Here is a 17751-nt window from a genome sequence, read left to right as displayed (position 1 = left end):
GCGCCGCCATTGCGTTGCACAATGGCGGCTGCGGCAGGCGTCCGTCGCTCACGCCGCCCCCCACGAAGGCACCTGCCTAGCGGATCGGCAACAACGCCCCAAACGCCACGAAAAAACCGCCGCAGATGCGGTTGAAACGCCGGCCCATCCGCGCCAGCCACGGCCGGACCCGGTTCGCCGCGCTCGCCACGCCGAACTCCACGGCGAATTCGACGAATGCGTAGGTCAGCGCCATGACCGTCGCCTGCAGGATCAGATTGCGCTGGGCGTCGATGAACGGCGTGATGAATGCGGTGAACAACAGCAAGGCCTTGGGGTTGGAAATCGCCGACAGCAGCCCCTGGCGAAACAGCGACCAGTCGGCCGAGCCGCTCACGTCGCTGACCGCCAGGGTCATCGCCTCCGAACGCCACAGGCTCAGCCCCAGCCAGATCAGGTAGAGCCCGCCGATGATCTTCAGCGCGGTCAACCAATGCAGCGACGCTTGCAGCAAGGCGCCCAGGCCGAGGACGCACAAGGCGATCACGATGACGAAACCGAGGACGCCGCCGGTGATGGTGAACAGTGTCTTGCGGTGGCCATGGATCGCCCCGTGGGTCAGCACCAACAGGGCATTGGGGCCGGGCACCAGGGCGATGCCACAGCAGGTCAGCAGGTAGAACAGCCAGGCGTCGAGGGACATGGGGGCTCCGGTGCACGATGACAGGCGCCGATGTTGACGCGAGAATGCCTGGACGAAAAGCGCATATTGTGGCACTCAGGTATTCGATTATCGAATGCAGGGTTTTCCACCATGACACCCAGGGATCTTCAGATCGATTGGCTCAAGTGCTTCGTCGCCGCCGTCGATACCGGCTCGCTGTCGAGCGCCGCCCTTGAGATCAACAAGTCGCAGTCGGCCGTCAGTATGCAGCTCAAGAAACTCGAGTCGGCCTTGGGCCGCCAGGTCCTGAGCCGCGGCCCGCGACACTTCCAGCTCACCAGTGACGGCGAAGCACTGCTCGGCTACGCCCGGCGCATGCTGGCCTTGCACGCAGAAACGCTGGGGGCCTTCTGGGGCGAACAGCTGAGCGGACGGATCCGCCTCGGCGTGGCGGAGGATTACGCCGCGCCTTACCTCACGCCGGTGTTGAAACGGTTCTCGGCGCGCTACGCCAGCGTCGACATCGAGTTGACCTGTGAGCAATCCACCGCACTGATTCCCCGGGTGGCCAGCGGTGAACTGGACCTGGCCCTGGTCTCGCGCGACAGTCCGCGTCGCGGCGCCTTTCTGTTCCATGAACCCATGGTCTGGGTCGGCTCGCCGCAGTTCGAGCTCTGGCGTCGGGATCCGCTGCCGATCGCGGTCTACGACGAAGAAAGCCTGGCCCGCCGCACGGCAGTGGAAACCCTGGTCCGCCATGGGCGCCGCTATAAGGTCGTCTACAACAGTTCGAGCCTGGCCGGGCAGATCGCCGCGGTGGAAAGCGGGGTCGCGGTGGCGGTGCTGACCCGCTGCTGCACCCCGGCCAACCTTCAGGTGCTGGGCCAGGAACATGGCCTGGGCGCGCTGGAATCCATGAGCGTGGCGGTCTATCGCAGCCGGGCCTCGCAAGGATCGATCGCGGTGGATGGACTGCGCAGCTTTCTGATCAAGACCCTGGGCGCCCCTGCGCAGGCCTAGCTTGCCGACCCGGCTACCGTGGACGGCGGCCAGCACTTGCAGGTTCGGGCGAAAAAGCAACACTCATTCACGCAATCTGCACGGCTATAAGTGACATCCAGGCAAAGTTAAAAAAATTACGAGCATCAAGGACTAAGCCCCTGTAAATTCCCGAAACAACTACCCAAACTATTTCTGATGGCCAAGGTCATTCATTCGCGCCGGTCGTTCTCAGTCACCGGTTTCCCCTACGTTCAGGAGCAACTCACACATGGCAGCACTGCAGAACACCACGTTCGAGGCGATGAAAGACAAACAGGCGCAGGTGCTGGGCGAATGGGTCAACGGACTGGAAACCAGTGGCGCGACCCGCAACCTCAAAAGCCAGGACCTGCAGCAACAAACCAGCGAGTTCCTGCAACTGGTGATCAATGGCCTGCAAAACAACAACGGCACCAACATCAATACCCCGGGCTGGGAGTCCACGCGCCAGTTCCTCGAAAAGCTCTCCCAAAGTCGCGCCCAACTCGGGCAGGATTCGCAACAGACCGCCAGTTTCATTTTCGCCCTCAAGGGGCCGCTGTTTGCCTTGCTGCAAGCTCATTACCGTGAGCAACCGGCGCTGCTGGCTGAGCAACTGTGGGAAATCTCCGAGCTGTTCGATGCGTTCGGGATGCACACCATCCGCACCTTCCAAAAATCCCGCGAGGCGGTGATCAAGCGTCAGCAGGAGGAACTGCTGGAGCTGTCCACCCCGGTCGTCAAGCTGTGGGACGGCGTATTGGCGCTGCCGATGATCGGCACCCTCGATTCGCAACGCACCCAGGTGGTGATGGAGTCGCTGCTGCAGCGTATCGTCGACACCGGTTCGGAAATCGCCATCATCGACATCACCGGTGTGCCGACCGTAGACACGCTGGTCGCCCAGCACCTGCTCAAGACCGTGACCGCCATTCGCCTGATGGGCGCCGACTGCATCATCAGCGGCGTGCGTCCGCAAATCGCCCAGACCATCGTGCACCTGGGCCTCGACCTGCAAGGCGTGGTCACCAAGGCCAACCTGGCCGACGCACTGAAACTGGCCTTGACCCGCCTGGGCGTCAGCCTTGGCAAGACGGTCTGAGCCGATGGAACGTATCCCGATTCTACAAATGGGCGACTTTCTGCTGGTCACGATCCAGGTCGACATGCATGACCAACTGGCCTTGACCCTGCAGGACGATTTGTCCGAGCGCATCAGCAAGACGTCGGCCCGCGGGGTGTTGATCGACATTTCCGCACTGGACATGGTCGATTCGTTCATCGGCCGGATGATCGCGACCATTTCCGGCCTGTCGAAAATCATGGACGCCGAGACCATGCTGGTGGGCATGCAACCGGCCGTGGCGATCACCCTGGTTGAGCTCGGCCTGACGCTGCCCGGCGTCAGCACCGCGCTGAACGTCGAGCGCGGAATGAAACTGCTGCAGGAACGAGTACGCCATTCATGACCGTGCGCAGCAGCGGCACTCAACCGATCAACATCGAACAGGACGTGGTGCTCGCTCGGCAAGCGGCACGCAAACTGGCCACCGAATGCGGCATGCGCCTGATCGACCTGACCAAACTGGTGACCGCGGTCAGCGAGCTGGCGCGTAACACCATGGTCTATGGCGGTGGCGGCGACATGGATTGGCAGATCCTCGACGAGGGCGACAGGGTCGGCCTGCGCCTGGTCTTTCGCGACGAAGGGCCGGGCATCGCCGACATCAAGCTGGCGATGACCGACGGTTGGACCTCCGGCGGTGGCCTGGGGCTTGGGCTGACCGGTGCCAAGCGACTGGTCGATGAATTTGAGCTCGACACCGAGCCCGGCAAGGGCACACGAATCACGATTACCCGATGGACATGACGATCGCTGGGTCACTGACCCAGGTGCTGCCGATCGAAGACAGCAGCCAGGTCGGCCATGCCCGGCGTACCGCGCAAAGGCTCGCCGAGCAAAACGGCTTTGATGCCACCGATGCCGGACGCGTGGCCCTGGTCGCCACCGAACTGGCCAGCAATGTGCTCAAGCACGCCAGCCGCGGCGAGCTCCACCTGCGCCTGTTACCTTGTCCCGACGGGTTTGGCATCGAGATGCTCGCGGTCGATCGCGCCCAGGGCTTCGATCTGGACGCCTGCCTGACGGATGGGTATTCCACCGGGGGCACCCAGGGCATCGGCCTTGGGGCCGTGGCGCGCCAGACCGAAGTGTTCGATGTGTACGCCGATGCCCGTGGCGCGGTGTTGCTGGCGCGGCTGTATCCGCGCGGCAATCGCCAGCCGGACTTGCGTTACGGCGTCAGCCAGCATTCGCTGAACGACGATCCGGCGTGTGGCGACACCTGGCACCTGGCGTACAACGGCGCCAACATCAGTGCTCTGGTGATCGACGGCCTCGGCCACGGTGAGGATGCCGAGCGTGCGGCCAAGGCGGGGGAGCGAGCGTTCGCCCAGACCCCGTTCGCCAGTGCGGTGCTGTTGATGGAGGACATGCACCGCGACATGATTGGCACGCGTGGCGGCGCAGCCGCTTTCGCCCAGTTCAATGCCGCGCGCGATGGCCTGACGTTTACCGGCGTTGGCAACATCGGCGCTACCCTTATCAGCGCGGACAAGTCGCGGGGCCTGGTGTCGAGCCCGGGCATCGTCGGCAGCCAATACCGCAGAGCCCAGCCCTTTGACTATGCTCACGTGAACGGACATTTATTGATCATGTACAGCGATGGCTTGCAGTCCCGTTGGAATCTTCAAGACTACCCCGGCCTGGTGCACCGTCATCCCGCTGTGGTCGCCACTGTCCTGCATCGCGACTTTTGCCGTGGACGCGATGATGTGACCGTGCTGGTCGTTGCCTTGGAGGCCGCCCATGGCTGAGCCGTCTACCCTGAACCCTGCCGAGCAAGCCGCGTTGATCGCCCAGTTGCAGGGCGAGAACGCCGCCCTGCGCGACGAACTCGATGAAACCAACCAGGGCGTGCTGGCGCTCTATGCCGAACTCGACACCCAGGCTGAGCAACTGCGCCAGGCCTCGGACCTCAAGAGCCGCTTCCTGTCGTACATGAGCCATGAGTTCCGCACACCGCTGGGTTCGATCCTGAGCATCAACAGCCTGCTCGCCGATGAACTCGACGGCCCGCTCAGCCCCGAGCAGCACAAGCAGGTGGCGTTCGTCAGCAGCGCCGCCCGCGAACTCAGCGACATGGTCGATGACTTGCTCGACCTGGCGAAAATCGAAGCCGGACGGATCTCCATTTCCCCGGCGTGGTTCGACATGTTCGACCTGTTCTCGGCCCTGCGCGGGATGTTCCGACCGATCGTCGATGCGTCCGCGGTGGACCTGATCTTCGAAGAGCCCGTCGGCCTTCCGCGCCTGTACACCGATGACAAGAAACTCGCGCAGATCCTGCGCAACTTCATTTCCAACTCATTGAAGTTCACCACCCGCGGCGAAGTGCGGATCTCGGCCCGCCTGGAAGGACCGGACCGGGTGCGCTTCGCTGTCAGCGACACCGGAATAGGCATCGCGCCGGAACTGCACGGTGCATTGTTCGAGGACTTCATCCAGGTCGACTCGCCCTTGCAGAAACGCCTGCGCGGAACCGGCCTGGGCCTGTCGTTGTGCAAACGCTTCGCGGCGTTGCTGGGGGGCGAGGTCGGGATGGACAGTACACCGGGGGTCGGCTCGAACTTCTTCGTGACCATTCCATTGGCGCTCGCCTTGGAGAATGCCGATGAATCGTGACATTCGTCTGTTGATCGTCGACGACAACATCGCCACCCGCTATGCCTTGCGCCGGCGCCTGGAGAGCCACGGCTACGTGGTGCTGGAGGCCGGTACCGGCAGCGAGGGCCTGGCGCGGATCGCCGACGAGCCCATCGACGCACTGATCCTGGACGTCAACCTGCCGGACATGAGCGGCTTCGACATCGTACGTACCTTGCGCGCCGATGCGCGCACCGCGTTGCTGCCGGTGATCCATGTATCGGCCGCGTCGATCCAGACCGGCGACATCATCACCGGCCTCAACGCCGGTGCCGACGCCTACCTGATCCACCCGGTGGACCCGGACGTGCTGCTGGCGACCCTGCGCACCTTGCTGCGGGTGCGCGACACCGAAAACGCGCTGCGCGAGAGCGAGGCGCGCTTTCGCGAGATTTTCGTCAACGTCTCGGCGCCAATTGCCGTGCTCGATGCGCATTTGAAAGTGCATGAGTGTAACCATGCTTTCGCGCAGATGATCCAGGACAACCATGCCCCGGAAACCCTCAGCGAATGCTTCGACGAGGACCAGGGCGCGGTTCTCGACGAGTTGCGCCAACGCCTGGCCGATGGCGAACGCTGGAAGGGCACGTTGAACATGCGCGTGCAGGGTGAGATTCGTGAGACCGAGTGGCAGATATCACCGTACCGCACGCCGCAACTGAGCCTGGTGTTCATCGAGGACGTCACCGAACACCGCCACCGTGAGCGTTCTCACCTGGCACGGCTGGACGACACCACCACACAACTGGCCAAGGAAGTCGCCGAGCGGGCGCGCGCCGAATCACAATTGCTGCAAGTGCAGAAAATGGACGCGCTGGGCAAGCTCACCGGCGGCATCGCCCATGACTTCAACAACCTGTTGACCGGCATCATCACCAGCCTGGAACTGATCCAGAAACGCATGGCCGATGCACGTCCGGACAAGGTTCAGTTTTACGCCGAGGCGGCACTGAATTCGGCAATGAGCGCGGCCTCCCTCACGCATCGACTGCTGGCCTTCGCTCGCCAGCAGCCCCTCGACACCCGTCCGGTGGACATCAACGAGCAAGTGCGCTCGCTGGAAGAGCTGCTGATGCGCACCATTGGCGAACGCATCAACCTCAAGCTCGAATTGACCACCAAACCGGCGATTGCGCTGGTCGACCCGGTGCAACTGGAAAGCGCGGTACTGAACCTGGTGATCAACGCCCGGGATGCACTGCCCAAGGGCGGTAACATTTGGCTCAACACCTATGCGGCGCATTCCCATGGCGCCCCCAACCTGGCCGATGGCGCGTATGTCGCGTTGTCGGTGCGCGACGACGGCACCGGCATCGATCACAGTGTGATCGACAAGGTATTCGAGCCCTTCTTCACCACCAAGCCGCTGGGGCAGGGCACCGGGTTGGGGCTGTCGATGATCTACGGTTTCGCCCGTCAGTCTGGCGGCGATGCGCACATCCGCAGCGTGGCGCGGTGCGGCACTGAAGTGACGATCATGCTGCCGGCCACCAGCGACTCGACACAGGCTTACGTCGCCCCGCTCATTGTCGACCCGCAGGCTTCTGGCGAGCATGTGCTGATTGTCGAGGACATGCCTTCGGTGCGCCTGTTCGTGACCGAAGTGCTGGAGGATGCGGGCTATCGCTGCACCCAGGCACCGGATATCGAAACCGCGTTGGAGCGCTTGCAGAATGATCCGACCATTAACCTGCTGCTGACCGACGTCGGCCTGCCACGCATGAGCGGCCGGGAACTGGCCGATGTGGCGCGAGGCTGGCGTGAAGGTTTGCCCATCCTGTTCATGACGGGCTACGCCGAAACCGCGCTCAACCGCCAGGTGTTCCTGGGCAGCGGCATGGAAATGCTGGTCAAGCCCTTCCAGATCAGCGAGTTGCTGGAAAAAGTTCGCCTCACGCTGGATGCTCAGTAACCCCCCGACATCGGCGGGGTCCCGGTAGACCAGGCATTCAATTGTGCCTACAGGAGCGAGCCTCCAGGTGTGGCGTGGCCTGGGCATGCCATGGCGCCAAGGAATTTCAGGCCAGCCTGTTCAGGTTTGCGCCAGACGGTCGATACCCTGATAGACGCCCAAGTGCGTGATTGCCGGTGCCGCCGTGAGGGGTGTGTCACCCAGATCCTTCACCCATCGTTTTCAGTGGAATTGGCATGGCCAAAAAAATCTCCCTTTTCGCCTTGCTATTGCTGCTTGCTGCCCCGGTCGGGTGGGCGGGTGTGGCGAAGCTTGATGTCGAGATTCTCGAGGGCACGGGCAAGCGGTTACCCGATGCGGTCATTACCCTCAAAGGCCCTATCGATAGGCCCTCAACTGACTTGGCCGCCAGCATGGACCAGCGCAACCAACAGTTTGCGCCTCACGTACTGGCAGTGCACACCGGCTCCCTGATCAAGTTTCCCAACAGCGACAACATCCGCCACCAGGTCTACTCGTTTTCACCCGCCAAGCGTTTCGAGCTGCGTCTGTACGAGGGCACGCCCTCCGAGCCGGTCCTGTTCGACAAGCCTGGCGTGGTGGTCCTGGGCTGCAACATCCACGACCGCATGCTGGGCTACGTCTTCGTCACCGACGATCCGTTCTTTGCCGTCAGCGATGCTCAAGGCAACGTGACGCTGGACAAGCTCGCGGTCGGTGAATACCACGTGACCCTCTGGCACCCGCAGCTCAAAGGGATGCAGCCGATCGATGCCGGCACGCTGAAACTTCCTGCCAGCGGACTCCAGCAGCACTACACGCTGACACTCGAACCGTTACCTGAACAGATGGCGCCCGCGACCAGTGCCTTCGGTGATGCCTTCAAGCGAGCCACTCGTGAAACTGCGCAATAGTTTTCAGGCGCAAGTCGCGGCAGTGATGATCTTGCTGTCGCTGCTGGTGATCGGCTTGTTGTATTTCAGCGTCAATGCGGCGACCCGCACGGCCGTGCGAGGGCAGGCCGACGCACAACTGGACGTCGGCACGCGCATCTTCGAACGGCTGATGGAAGTCCAGGGGCGGCGCCTAGCCGATGGCGTGCAGCTGTTGGCGGCCGACTTCGGCTTTCGCGAAGCGGTGGCCAGCCGGGACGCGGCAACCATCCGTTCAGTGCTGATCAACCATGGCAAGCGGATCAATGCCAGCGACATGATCCTGCTGAGCATGGATGGCACGATACTCGCCAGTACCCTTGACCATACGCCCGATGGATCGCTGTTCCAGTACGACGGCGCGCTGCGCCTGGCACAACGTACGCGCCAGGCCATGGTGATCGTGCCGTTGCAGGGCAAGCCGCATTTGTTGGTGGAAACGCCCGTGCTCGCGCCTCTGCCGGTGGCCAGGGTGGTGATGGGGTTCAGCATGGACGAGACCTTTGCCCGTGAACTGCGCTCACTCACCAACCTGCAAGTGTCGTTTCTTGCCGTCGATCGGCAACAACCAGGGGGGCTGGTCAGCACTCAGCCAGAGGTATTGCACGGGCCAATATCCCGCTTGATGCTCGGCTCGTCCATCCGCAGCGGGGCCATGCCGACGGAACACCTGAATCACAACTACCTCAGCCAGTTACTGACGCTGGCCGACGGTTCGGGTGAGTACGATGGGCAAGTGATCGCCTTGCTGCAAAGCCCGCTTGACGCAGCCATGCAGGCCTTCGCGCCGCTGGATGAAAAAATCCTGGTGATTAGCCTGATGGCGCTGATCGCCTCGCTGGTCGGTGCCTTGCTGTTGGCCCGGGGGGTGTCGCGGCCGGTCAAGTCGCTGGCCTTGGCGGCGGAGCGCATCGGGCAGGGCGATTACCAGACCCCCGTGGTATTGCCGCGCGCCGATGAACTCGGCTTGTTGGCCAGCGCCGTCAACGCCATGCAAAGAGGCATTGCCGAGCGTGAGCAACAACTGGCCCACAATGCGTTGCATGACCCGGTCACCGACTTGCCCAACCGGGCACTGGCCATGGAGCGCCTGGGCAGTGCGATCAGCGCAAAACGGCCGATGGCATTGATCTTCCTGGGCATCGAGAACCTGCGCGGCATCAACGAAACAGTGGACCCCGAGACGGTTGACCGGTTGCTTCGTCAAACCGGCCAGCGCATCCAGGCCCTGTTGCAACCTGGCGACACCGTGGCGCACCTGATCGCCGAGGAATTTCTGATCCTGCTCGACGGGATGGACAGCGACGCGGCGGTGGCTATCGCCGACCAACTGCAGCAGTTGCTGCTCAAGCCCCAGCAAATCAACGGCCATCATTTGGCCTTGGATTGCCGCCTCGGGATCGCGGCGTACCCGGTGGATGGCGAAAACGCCCAAAGCCTGCTGGAGCGCGCATCGATCGCGATGAAGGATGCGGCTCAGATGCCAGGGCATCTGCAGGTTTACCAGCACGGGCGGGACCTGGCGCACCGTCGTCAAATCACGTTGATTCGTGACCTGCGCCATGCGGCGAACAACGGTGAGCTGGTCCTGCATTACCAGCCCAAGCTGGACATCCTCAAACATCACGTGCGCCAGGCCGAAGCCTTGCTGCGCTGGCACCATCCCCAACTGGGCTCGATCTCGCCTGGCGAGTTCATCCCGTTGGCAGAGCGCACCGGCAGTATCCAGGCCCTGACCTATTGGGTGATCAACGAGGGCATGCGTCAACTGGCCGAGTGGAATGAACGGGGCCTGTGCCTGGAACTGTCGTTGAACATCTGCGCCGAGGACCTGATCAGCGATGAGTTGCCCAACCGGGTCGCGGTGTTGTTACGCACTCACCGGTTGCCAGCCGAACAGCTGGTGTTCGAAGTCACGGAAAGCGCGGTCATGCGCGAACCCGAGCGGGCCTTGAAGAACCTTCATCTGCTGCGCGATTGCGGCATCAGCCTGTCGGTGGATGATTTCGGCACTGGCTATTCGTCCTTGGCGCACCTCAAGCGATTGCCGGTGCAAGAGCTCAAGATCGACCAGTCTTTTGTCCGCGACCTGGACGAGGCCAGTGAAGATGCGGTGATCGTGCGCTCGACGATCGAGATGAGCCACAACCTGGGGCTCAAGGTGGTGGCTGAGGGCGTCGAATATGCCCACAGCCTTCGGTTACTCGAGCGCTGGCATTGCGATACAGCGCAGGGTTACCTGATCAGCCCGCCGCTCAGCGCCGCAGCCTTCGCGGCCTGGGTGGCGTTGCCTTTGAATATCCGTACAGCGCTGGTTCATTGAACATGATGGCTTCACGTTTTTTCCTGTCGATCGGCTGCTGCATGGCCTTGGCCTTCCAACACGTTTGCGCCGATGGCGGGCGCTTGATCGCGACAGGCGGCGCCAGCAGCCTGGAAGGTGCCGCGGGCGGCGGGATCACGCCCTGGGCGATGCTGGCCGGGTACGGTGAACAGAACGAGTGGGGCGCGACCGCGTTCGCGACCTCTGTCAACCTGCCGGATTATCGGCTGGATGTGGCGGGGTTGGCCGTGGCCTATGACAACCGGGTGGAGCTGTCCTTTGCCCGGCAACGTTTCGACCTGGGGTCGCTGGTGAACAAGCTGAACCTACCGGACGACCATCTCGACCAGGACATCTACGCCATCAAGGTGCGCCTGTTCGGTGACGTGATCTATGACACCTTGCCGCAGGTCTCCGTCGGCCTGCAATACAAGCACCAGAACGATTTTCTCATCCCCAGCCTGGTGGGCGCCCGGCGCGACAGCGACACCGAGGGCTACCTGGCTGCGAGTCGGCTATTCATGGGCGCGGCGTTTGGCTACAACCTGCTGGTCAACGGCAGCCTGCGCTACAGCCGCGCCAACGAACTGGGGCTATTGGGGTTCGGCGGCGATCGTCGCGATACCCGCAGCGTGCTGAAGGAAGGCTCGCTGGCCGTGTTGCTCAATCCGCGCTGGGCCTTGGGTATCGAGTATCGCCAGAAACCGGACAACCTGTCCTTCAGCGGGGAGAGTGACTGGTCTGATCTGTTTGTGGGTTACTTCCCCAACAAACACGTATCAATGGTACTGGCCTACGCGCGACTGGGTGAAATCGCGACGCTCGATCGCCAGAACGGCTTGTACTTGTCCATTCAGGGGGGCTTCTGATGCGTGGGGTCCTGCTGATGCTCATCGTGCTGCTGGGCGCGTGCACACAACCCTTGCCCAAGGACGACAGCCTCTATCAAGACCTCGGCGGCCAGCCGGGAATTACCGCGATCGTCGAGGGCATGTTGCTGAACATCGCCCGTGATGACCGTATCGTGGAGCGCTTTCGCAGAATCGATATCCAGCGGTTGCGCGACAAACTGATCGAACAGTTTTGCGTGGAGGCGGGCGGCCCCTGCACCTATACCGGCGACACCATGGCCGAAAGTCATAAAGGACAAAAGGTCAGTCGCAGTGACTTCAATGCCCTGGTCGAGGACCTGATCGCTGCGATGGATGAGCAACGCATACCGGTGCCTGTGCAGAATCGCCTGATCAAGCGCCTGGCACCGATGCGCGGCGAGGTCATCGAAAAGTGATGGACCGGCGCCATGACATCAGCAGGCAAGGGCCTGTTCGATATTTTGATTGCCGTCTGCATGGGCAGCCTGCCCGGTAGCCGCTATAGTGCGCGTTTTACGCCACTCCGGCGCTGACACGGCAGTCACAGGAACCCTTCACATGTCCCACGGCGAAATCGCTACCCGCCCTGAAATCATCCACGTCCCACTTTCCCCCAGCGTTGAACAGGCCCGCCAGTTGATACCGCCCGCCGAAGCACGCCTGGCGCAGCGCAAGCACGTGATTCTCAAGCCGTTCATGATCGTCCAGGGGCTGGTCTGCGGATATTTCCTGATCAAATGGGTGGCGCAGGGGCATTACATCGGCGGTCCGATTCTCGCGGGGCTGCTCTGGTGCGTGACCTGGGTCTTCAGCCTGCCGCTGGCGCTGTTCTGGCGCCAGGAAAGCCGCGAACTCAAACGCGTTCAAGACAATGTCGGCGTCGTCCTGCACAAGACCTGCACGGACTTCCTCGCCGAACAGGCACTGGGGCCGTATCGCTGGATCTCCCGCGGGGAAAACATGCTCGGGTTGTTTCCGGAAACCGGCGTGCTCTATCTCTATGCAGAGGAGTCCGGCTACCAACATGCGCTGATCGATGCGCCGCAAGTGGTTCGCCAAGTGCGGGTCGATGAGAAAGTCCAGACCGTCCACACCTCCAACACCCATACCACCCACAGCGAGCGTCGGGTCAGCAGCACGCACTTTGGCGGCGAGATCGGCAAGGGCACGTCGAACTCCACCACCTACACGTCCAGCACGACCCACCACACCTTTACTTTGCAGATTCAGTTCCAGATCGGTGCCGGCACGCCGTGCTGGACCACCTGGTCATTCGGCAACGACTGGCAGGAAGCGGAAAACTGGCGGTTGCAGATTGCCCAGGCGGCGGGGTTGTAGACCCGCGCTCACGGCAACAGGCCCGAGCGATCCTGGTTCAAGCAGACAGGGCCCCTGAGGAGCCCTTGTCGTTGGGAAGTCCTGCCGTGCTATGCTCACTGCCAATATAGGGTAGGGGGGGATGCTATGGCGCATACAAAAGCAGGCAAAGAACAGCTACTCAAGCGTGTGAAGCGTATCGCCGGGCAGGTGCAGGCGATCGAGCGTGCACTGGAGGGTGACGCCGACTGCGCCAAGACATTGCATCTGGTCGCGGCGACGCGGGGTGCAATGAACGGTTTGCTCGACGAAATCATCGAGGACCATGCCCGGGAGCATGTCGCCAAGCCAGGCCTGACCGATCAGGAGCGGGCACAAGGCGTAGAAGAACTGCTCGAAGCCATCCACCGGTATTCAAAGTGAGCACTGCATTGAGCACTCATTCCGTTCATAGCCACAATTTCCTGGGGGCCGCCCACGATGCCAATGCCAAGCGCACCTTGTGGGTGGTGACACTCACGGTGGTGATGATGGTAGGGGAGATTGCCGCCGGCTACATCACCGGCTCGATGGCGCTCCTGGCTGATGGTTTCCACATGGCAACCCATGCCGGCGCGCTGGGCATCGCGGCGGCCGCCTATGCATTCGCCCGCAAGCATTCGCAGAGCCCTGCCTACAGTTTCGGCACCGGCAAGGTGGGTGACCTGGGAGGGTTCGCCTCGGCGTTGATCCTCGGCTTGATCTCGTTGGGCATCGGGGTCGAATCGGTGATTCGGCTTTTCGAGCCGTCCCAGGTGCAGTTCACGATGGCGATCCTGATCGCGGTCATCGGGCTGATCGTGAACATCGTCAGTGCCTTGCTGCTGGGTGGAGGCGGGCATGACCACGGTCATTCCCATGCCCATGCCCATGCCCATGCCCATGCTCATCACGGACACGGTCACGCCCATGGCCATGGCCAGGACAACAACCTGCGCTCCGCCTATGTCCACGTGCTCGCCGACGCGGTCACGTCGGTCATGGCCATCGTGGCGCTGCTGGCCGGCCGGTTTCTGGGCTGGGTATGGCTCGACCCGCTCATGGGCATTGTCGGGGCACTGGTCATTGCCCGCTGGGCGTGGTCGCTGATGAAAGACACCGCGGCGGTGTTGCTGGACAAGACGGATGAGCACGTCGCCGAAGAAATCCGCGCGCTGCTTGATCAAGCCGGCCGACTCCAGATCACCGACCTGCACGTGTGGCAGGTGGGGCCGCAAGCGCGTGCCGCCATCGTCAGTGTGCAGGGCCCGCGAGCGTTTTCCGCGGAGGATGTACGGGCGGCGTTGAGCGCGGTACATGAAGTGACTCATCTTACGGTGGAGTACCGGGCGGTGGAGAACTAGCCCCGTCAGGTCTTGAGCGGCGTTGCCTTGGCATTGCCGCTCGCCATCTGTCTGTTCACTTTGGATCCAATAATAGTTTTTGCAAATTAATTTTGGATGAGCGTTGTCGCTGGCGGTCACTGTGCCGGGAGCCGAAACGTTGCCGGCCGCATCGGTCAAGACGACCTCAAGGGTCTGGCCATTGGTCTGCGGGCTGCTCAGTACCACCTCGAACCGGCCATCAGTGCCAACCGTCCCGGTGCCCAGTAGGTTGCCCAGTGCATCACGTATGGTGAGCAGGCTCCCGGCTTCCCCCAGGCCGCTCAGCGTCAACCCGTCACTGCTCAGTGCCAGCCCTGTGGGTGCGTCAGGCGCCGTCGTATCGACCGTCGCGCCGTTGCCGCCACCACCGCCACTGGCGACCGCGCCGGCCGCGGCCGCGGTACCGCCCACCCCGAGCAAGCCGAGACCAGCAAAAGCCCAGACCGGCGTCGCACCTTCGACGACGCCGGCACCGGCAATCAACTCGTCCAGCGAGGAGACTTCTTCGAAGGTAAAACCGTTGAACGGCTCGGCGCTGTATCGGGCTTGCCACAGGGTGCTGGCCTCGCCCTGGAAAACCATATCGCTGGTGCTGCCATCGGCGCCGTTGTTTTTACTGGGCGCTCTAGATAGGGTCTTTTTGACAAGACCGCTGGTCGGTTTTACAAAAATGAGCTTCTTGTACAAGAATCCCCAGGCAACGCTGCCGCATGGGGGCGGCGGCGATTACGCGATTGCGAAGGACAGGACAGGAACTGTCAGAACTAGTCTTTTTTAACGGAGAGCGGGCCGGGGTATCAGCGCAACAGGGCGGACCGATAGGCACCAGGGCCGATCCCGAACGCCTGCTTGAATTGCCGGGTCAGGTGGCTTTGATCGGTAAAAATTCGTCGGTCAAAAGGAACCCGAGGCCCAGTCGCCAGCGTGGAGACAGGGGGGGCGGGAGTGTACATCGCCAGCGGACCCTAGCCGGGGAAAGGGGACGACGTCCAGCCTGCTCGGTGCAGCGCTCTTCAAGCTACTGGTGTATCTCCGCCACGGACATGGTGAACACCAGCCTGGATTTGCCTGCGTTGGAGTAGGCATGAGGGACGTCGGTTTTAGCCACCGCCGAGCTCCCCGCCGGGATGATGAGTTCTGTTTCTCCGATCACGCATTTCAGCGTTCCCTTCTCCACATGAAACAGTTCAAGTGTGCCCTGGGGGTGCCCAGGTGAGGTGAAGGATTCGCCTGGGTGCATTTCCCAGCGCCACAGCTCGATCATGTTGGGGCCGGAAGTGCCCGCCAGCAGCCGCGCCGTGCCACCCAACTCGCCGGTCCAGAGGGTGGGGATGTCCTGGCTGTCGATGACATGGGCAGAGGGGGCTTCGGTCACATTGACGATATCGGCTACGGACAGCCCCAGCGCGGCTGCGATTTTGCAGAGGATCCCGATACTGGGGTTCGCCGTGCATTTCTCTATTTCGACGACCATGCCTTTGCTCACGCCTGAGCGCCGTGAAAGCTCATCCAGCGTGATCCTTTGCGCCTTGCGTGCTTGCTTGAGTGTGCGGGCGACGGCCAGGCTGACGGCTTGAGCATCAGCACCCGGGGTAGTCGACAGGCTGGTATTGGTGGTCATTGATGAGCGTCATGAGAAAAATGAGCTGGAATTCTCAGCCCTTACCAACGGTGCCGTCAATCAGTCCGCCCTTTATAGTGGATCATATTGGTCATTATATTGACTTCGACGGTCGTCGCTGACTAGCATGAACTGACATTTAAGGTGCTGGAGGTTTTGATGCTGTCTGTACTGCCGTTAATCGATCAAGCCGTTGCAGAACTGGCTCCGCAATTCAGGGCGCTGAGCATCGTCGTGCAAGCTGCGCCTCTGACTCATCCCGAGGTTGCCCGGGCAGCCCTGGAACGTGCCTGCAAGGCAGTGCTGGCAGGTGGACCCAGCTGGGGAGAAGCCCACCTGAATGCTTGGGCCGACACATTCCGAAAGTTCGGTGCCAAGCCGCAGCGCACGCCGTGTTCCGCCGAAGCATTGCGCAAGCGGGTTCTACGCGACGGTAGCTTGCCGAGCCTGGACCCTATCGTCGATCTCTACAACGCCATCAGTATTGAGTACGCCATCCCTGTGGGCGGGGAAAACATAGAGGCCTATGTTGGCGCTCCACGGCTGGTGATCGCCGATGGCAGCGAGCCCTTCGACACGATGAAAGAGGGCGCACCGGCCTTCGAGTATCCAGACGCAGGCGAGGTTGTCTGGTGCGATGACAAAGGCGTCACCTGCCGTCGCTGGAACTGGCGGCAAGGTGTCAGGACGCGTCTGGGCGCGGACGCCACGTCCATGTGGTTCATTCTGGAGAGTTTGCCGGCGATGCCGCTCGAAGCCTTGACGCAAGCGGGCGACAAGTTGATCGAAGGCCTGGAGCAAATGATGCCAGGCGTCCTGATCGAAAGCTCATTGATTGGTCCTGGGGCCAGATAATCGAGGATGACGAAGATGTTTACTGGCCTTGGTGCGTTTCCCTTGACCCCCATGAATGAGCAGGGCGTGGACGAAAAAGCGTTCATGGGGCTCGTGCAACAACTGGCGCGGGCGAAAGTCGACACCATCGCAGCCCTCGGATCCACGGGAGGCTACGCGTATCTTTCTCGAGCCGAACGCACTCGCATTGCGCATCTGGCAGTGGAGGCGGCCGAGGATGTGCCGGTCATGGTGAGCATCGGGGCGCTGCGCACACGCGAGGTTCTGGCGCTGGCAGAAGAGGCACAGAAGGTGGGCGTCAAAGCCTTGCTGCTGCCCCCTGTTTCTTACCAGAAACTGTCTCAGGACGACGTGTTCTCGCTATACGAAACGGTCACGGCCAATATCTCGGTCCCGCTGTGTGTCTATGATAATCCGGGGACCACCCATTTCGAATTTACCGACGAGCTGCATGGACGCATCGCAGCGCTGCCAAATGTCGGGTCGATCAAAATCCCGGGCGTTCCCGAGTCGCCCGACCTGGCCTGCGCGCGCGTTGAGCGCCTGCGTGAGCTGATTCCAAGTCATGTGACGATCGGAGTCAGCGGTGATGTGTTCGCCGCCGTGGGCATGAATGCTGGCTGCGATGCCTGGTACTCCGTTATGGGAGGTCTGTTTCCCCATACGGCGTTGGCAATCACGCGAGCGGCGTTGTCAGGTGACGCCGATGAAGCTACACGCCTTTCTGACGCCTTGAAGCCGCTTTGGGCGTTGTTCCGCCAATTTGGCGGCAGCTTTCGCGTGATTGCGACAGCGGCGGAGCTTCGCGGCCTTACCTGCTTTCCGAGTGTCCCGCTGCCACTACGGACTGTTACCGGGGAAGGGCGCGATCAAATTGCCGCCGTGATCGACGCGCTTGAATTGAGCTGAACATCGCACTGTTCTCCTGCCTCCTTCTCGCGGTGGGAGGCAGCAGCGCTTATGCCAGCAGTCCCAACCACTTGGAATATTGTCAGGTCAGTATATTGACTTTTATAGTCGGTAGACTGAAGCTGGACAGGAGGCGTAGAAACCGCCGCAATGAATTCCAGCCGAGCGCCGCCCCCTT

At 62.0% G+C, this 17751-nt stretch carries 18 protein-coding genes; 16 read left to right on the top strand and 2 right to left on the bottom strand.

Annotated elements, in window-relative coordinates; all coding sequences use genetic code 11:
- Nucleotides 1-76: 76 nt before the first annotated feature.
- Complete coding sequence (locus tag VM99_21545) at nt 77-682, bottom strand: amino acid transporter LysE (GenBank protein AKK00528.1); 606 nt, start codon at nt 680-682, stop codon at nt 77-79.
- A 111-nt stretch (nt 683-793) separates the two neighbouring features.
- On the opposite strand from VM99_21545, the gene VM99_21540 reads away from it, so the two are divergent.
- From VM99_21540 to VM99_21475, 14 genes are all read left to right on the top strand, one after another.
- On the top strand, nt 794-1663 hold the full coding sequence (locus tag VM99_21540; protein AKK00527.1) for a LysR family transcriptional regulator: 870 nt from the start codon (nt 794-796) through the stop codon (nt 1661-1663).
- 250 nt (nt 1664-1913) lie between these two features.
- Nucleotides 1914-2765, top strand: coding sequence for a polyvinylalcohol dehydrogenase (locus VM99_21535; GenBank protein AKK00526.1), 852 nt, complete (start codon nt 1914-1916; stop codon nt 2763-2765).
- A gap of 4 nt (nt 2766-2769) precedes the next feature.
- Complete coding sequence (locus tag VM99_21530) at nt 2770-3132, top strand: anti-sigma factor antagonist (protein AKK00525.1); 363 nt, start codon at nt 2770-2772, stop codon at nt 3130-3132.
- On the top strand, nt 3129-3533 hold the full coding sequence (locus tag VM99_21525; GenBank protein AKK00524.1) for an anti-sigma regulatory factor: 405 nt from the start codon (nt 3129-3131) through the stop codon (nt 3531-3533). Before VM99_21530 ends, VM99_21525 begins: the two co-directional genes overlap by 4 nt.
- Entirely contained in the window at nt 3530-4540 is a 1011-nt protein-coding gene (locus tag VM99_21520; protein AKK01821.1) for a transcriptional regulator, read from the top strand. Before VM99_21525 ends, VM99_21520 begins: the two co-directional genes overlap by 4 nt.
- Entirely contained in the window at nt 4533-5408 is an 876-nt protein-coding gene (locus VM99_21515; GenBank protein AKK00523.1) for a histidine kinase, read from the top strand. The genes VM99_21520 and VM99_21515 overlap by 8 nt, the downstream gene beginning before the upstream one ends.
- Entirely contained in the window at nt 5398-7341 is a 1944-nt protein-coding gene (locus VM99_21510; protein ID AKK00522.1) for a histidine kinase, read from the top strand. The genes VM99_21515 and VM99_21510 overlap by 11 nt, the downstream gene beginning before the upstream one ends.
- Nucleotides 7342-7604: 263 nt before the next feature.
- Nucleotides 7605-8255 carry a hypothetical protein gene (locus tag VM99_21505; protein ID AKK01820.1) on the top strand — a complete coding sequence of 217 codons (651 nt, stop codon included), beginning with the start codon at nt 7605-7607 and terminating at the stop codon, nt 8253-8255.
- A complete protein-coding gene (locus VM99_21500) occupies nt 8239-10596 on the top strand; it encodes a DeoR faimly transcriptional regulator (protein AKK00521.1) in 2358 nt (785 codons plus the stop codon). The genes VM99_21505 and VM99_21500 overlap by 17 nt, the downstream gene beginning before the upstream one ends.
- 5 nt (nt 10597-10601) lie before the next feature.
- The gene (locus tag VM99_21495) at nt 10602-11465 is read left to right on the top strand and encodes a hypothetical protein (GenBank protein ID AKK01819.1); all 864 of its coding nucleotides are present in this window, start codon (nt 10602-10604) and stop codon (nt 11463-11465) included.
- Nucleotides 11465-11884 (top strand): globin, encoded by a 420-nt coding sequence (locus VM99_21490; GenBank protein ID AKK00520.1) that lies wholly within the window; start codon nt 11465-11467, stop codon nt 11882-11884. Before VM99_21495 ends, VM99_21490 begins: the two co-directional genes overlap by 1 nt.
- Before the next feature lie 142 nt (nt 11885-12026).
- Entirely contained in the window at nt 12027-12806 is a 780-nt protein-coding gene (locus VM99_21485; GenBank protein ID AKK00519.1) for a hypothetical protein, read from the top strand.
- A 126-nt stretch (nt 12807-12932) separates the two neighbouring features.
- A complete protein-coding gene (locus VM99_21480) occupies nt 12933-13208 on the top strand; it encodes a transcriptional regulator (GenBank protein ID AKK00518.1) in 276 nt (91 codons plus the stop codon).
- Between the two features lie 8 nt (nt 13209-13216).
- On the top strand, nt 13217-14167 hold the full coding sequence (locus tag VM99_21475) for a cation transporter (GenBank protein AKK00517.1): 951 nt from the start codon (nt 13217-13219) through the stop codon (nt 14165-14167).
- Nucleotides 14168-15206: 1039 nt separating this feature from the next.
- Here the strand turns inward: VM99_21475 and VM99_21470 are convergent.
- Nucleotides 15207-15809 carry an XRE family transcriptional regulator gene (locus tag VM99_21470; GenBank protein ID AKK00516.1) on the bottom strand — a complete coding sequence of 201 codons (603 nt, stop codon included), beginning with the start codon at nt 15807-15809 and terminating at the stop codon, nt 15207-15209.
- A 159-nt stretch (nt 15810-15968) separates the two neighbouring features.
- On the opposite strand from VM99_21470, the gene VM99_21465 reads away from it, so the two are divergent.
- Nucleotides 15969-16664, top strand: coding sequence for a hypothetical protein (locus VM99_21465; GenBank protein ID AKK00515.1), 696 nt, complete (start codon nt 15969-15971; stop codon nt 16662-16664).
- Between the two features lie 15 nt (nt 16665-16679).
- Nucleotides 16680-17573 (top strand): dihydrodipicolinate synthase, encoded by an 894-nt coding sequence (locus VM99_21460; GenBank protein ID AKK01818.1) that lies wholly within the window; start codon nt 16680-16682, stop codon nt 17571-17573.
- Nucleotides 17574-17751 lie beyond the last annotated feature (178 nt).

The sequence above is a fragment of the Pseudomonas chlororaphis genome (genome assembly GCA_001023535.1).
Lineage (GTDB): Bacteria > Pseudomonadota > Gammaproteobacteria > Pseudomonadales > Pseudomonadaceae > Aquipseudomonas > Aquipseudomonas chlororaphis_E.
The sequence above is the reverse complement of the archived record's forward strand: the minus strand, read 5'-3'. Positions and strand labels throughout refer to the sequence as shown.

Bases quoted from the DNA above. Each gene is read 5' to 3' on its own strand.
- VM99_21545 (AKK00528.1), bottom strand. From the start codon at position 682: ATGTCCCTCGACGCCTGGCTGTTCTACCTGCTGACCTGCTGTGGCATC.
- VM99_21540 (AKK00527.1), top strand. From the start codon at position 794: ATGACACCCAGGGATCTTCAGATCGATTGGCTCAAGTGCTTCGTCGCC.
- VM99_21535 (AKK00526.1), top strand. From the start codon at position 1,914: ATGGCAGCACTGCAGAACACCACGTTCGAGGCGATGAAAGACAAACAG.
- VM99_21530 (AKK00525.1), top strand. From the start codon at position 2,770: ATGGAACGTATCCCGATTCTACAAATGGGCGACTTTCTGCTGGTCACG.
- VM99_21525 (AKK00524.1), top strand. From the start codon at position 3,129: ATGACCGTGCGCAGCAGCGGCACTCAACCGATCAACATCGAACAGGAC.
- VM99_21520 (AKK01821.1), top strand. From the start codon at position 3,530: ATGACGATCGCTGGGTCACTGACCCAGGTGCTGCCGATCGAAGACAGC.
- VM99_21515 (AKK00523.1), top strand. From the start codon at position 4,533: ATGGCTGAGCCGTCTACCCTGAACCCTGCCGAGCAAGCCGCGTTGATC.
- VM99_21510 (AKK00522.1), top strand. From the start codon at position 5,398: ATGAATCGTGACATTCGTCTGTTGATCGTCGACGACAACATCGCCACC.
- VM99_21495 (AKK01819.1), top strand. From the start codon at position 10,602: ATGGCTTCACGTTTTTTCCTGTCGATCGGCTGCTGCATGGCCTTGGCC.
- VM99_21490 (AKK00520.1), top strand. From the start codon at position 11,465: ATGCGTGGGGTCCTGCTGATGCTCATCGTGCTGCTGGGCGCGTGCACA.
- VM99_21485 (AKK00519.1), top strand. From the start codon at position 12,027: ATGTCCCACGGCGAAATCGCTACCCGCCCTGAAATCATCCACGTCCCA.
- VM99_21480 (AKK00518.1), top strand. From the start codon at position 12,933: ATGGCGCATACAAAAGCAGGCAAAGAACAGCTACTCAAGCGTGTGAAG.
- VM99_21470 (AKK00516.1), bottom strand. From the start codon at position 15,809: ATGACCACCAATACCAGCCTGTCGACTACCCCGGGTGCTGATGCTCAA.
- VM99_21465 (AKK00515.1), top strand. From the start codon at position 15,969: ATGCTGTCTGTACTGCCGTTAATCGATCAAGCCGTTGCAGAACTGGCT.
- VM99_21460 (AKK01818.1), top strand. From the start codon at position 16,680: ATGTTTACTGGCCTTGGTGCGTTTCCCTTGACCCCCATGAATGAGCAG.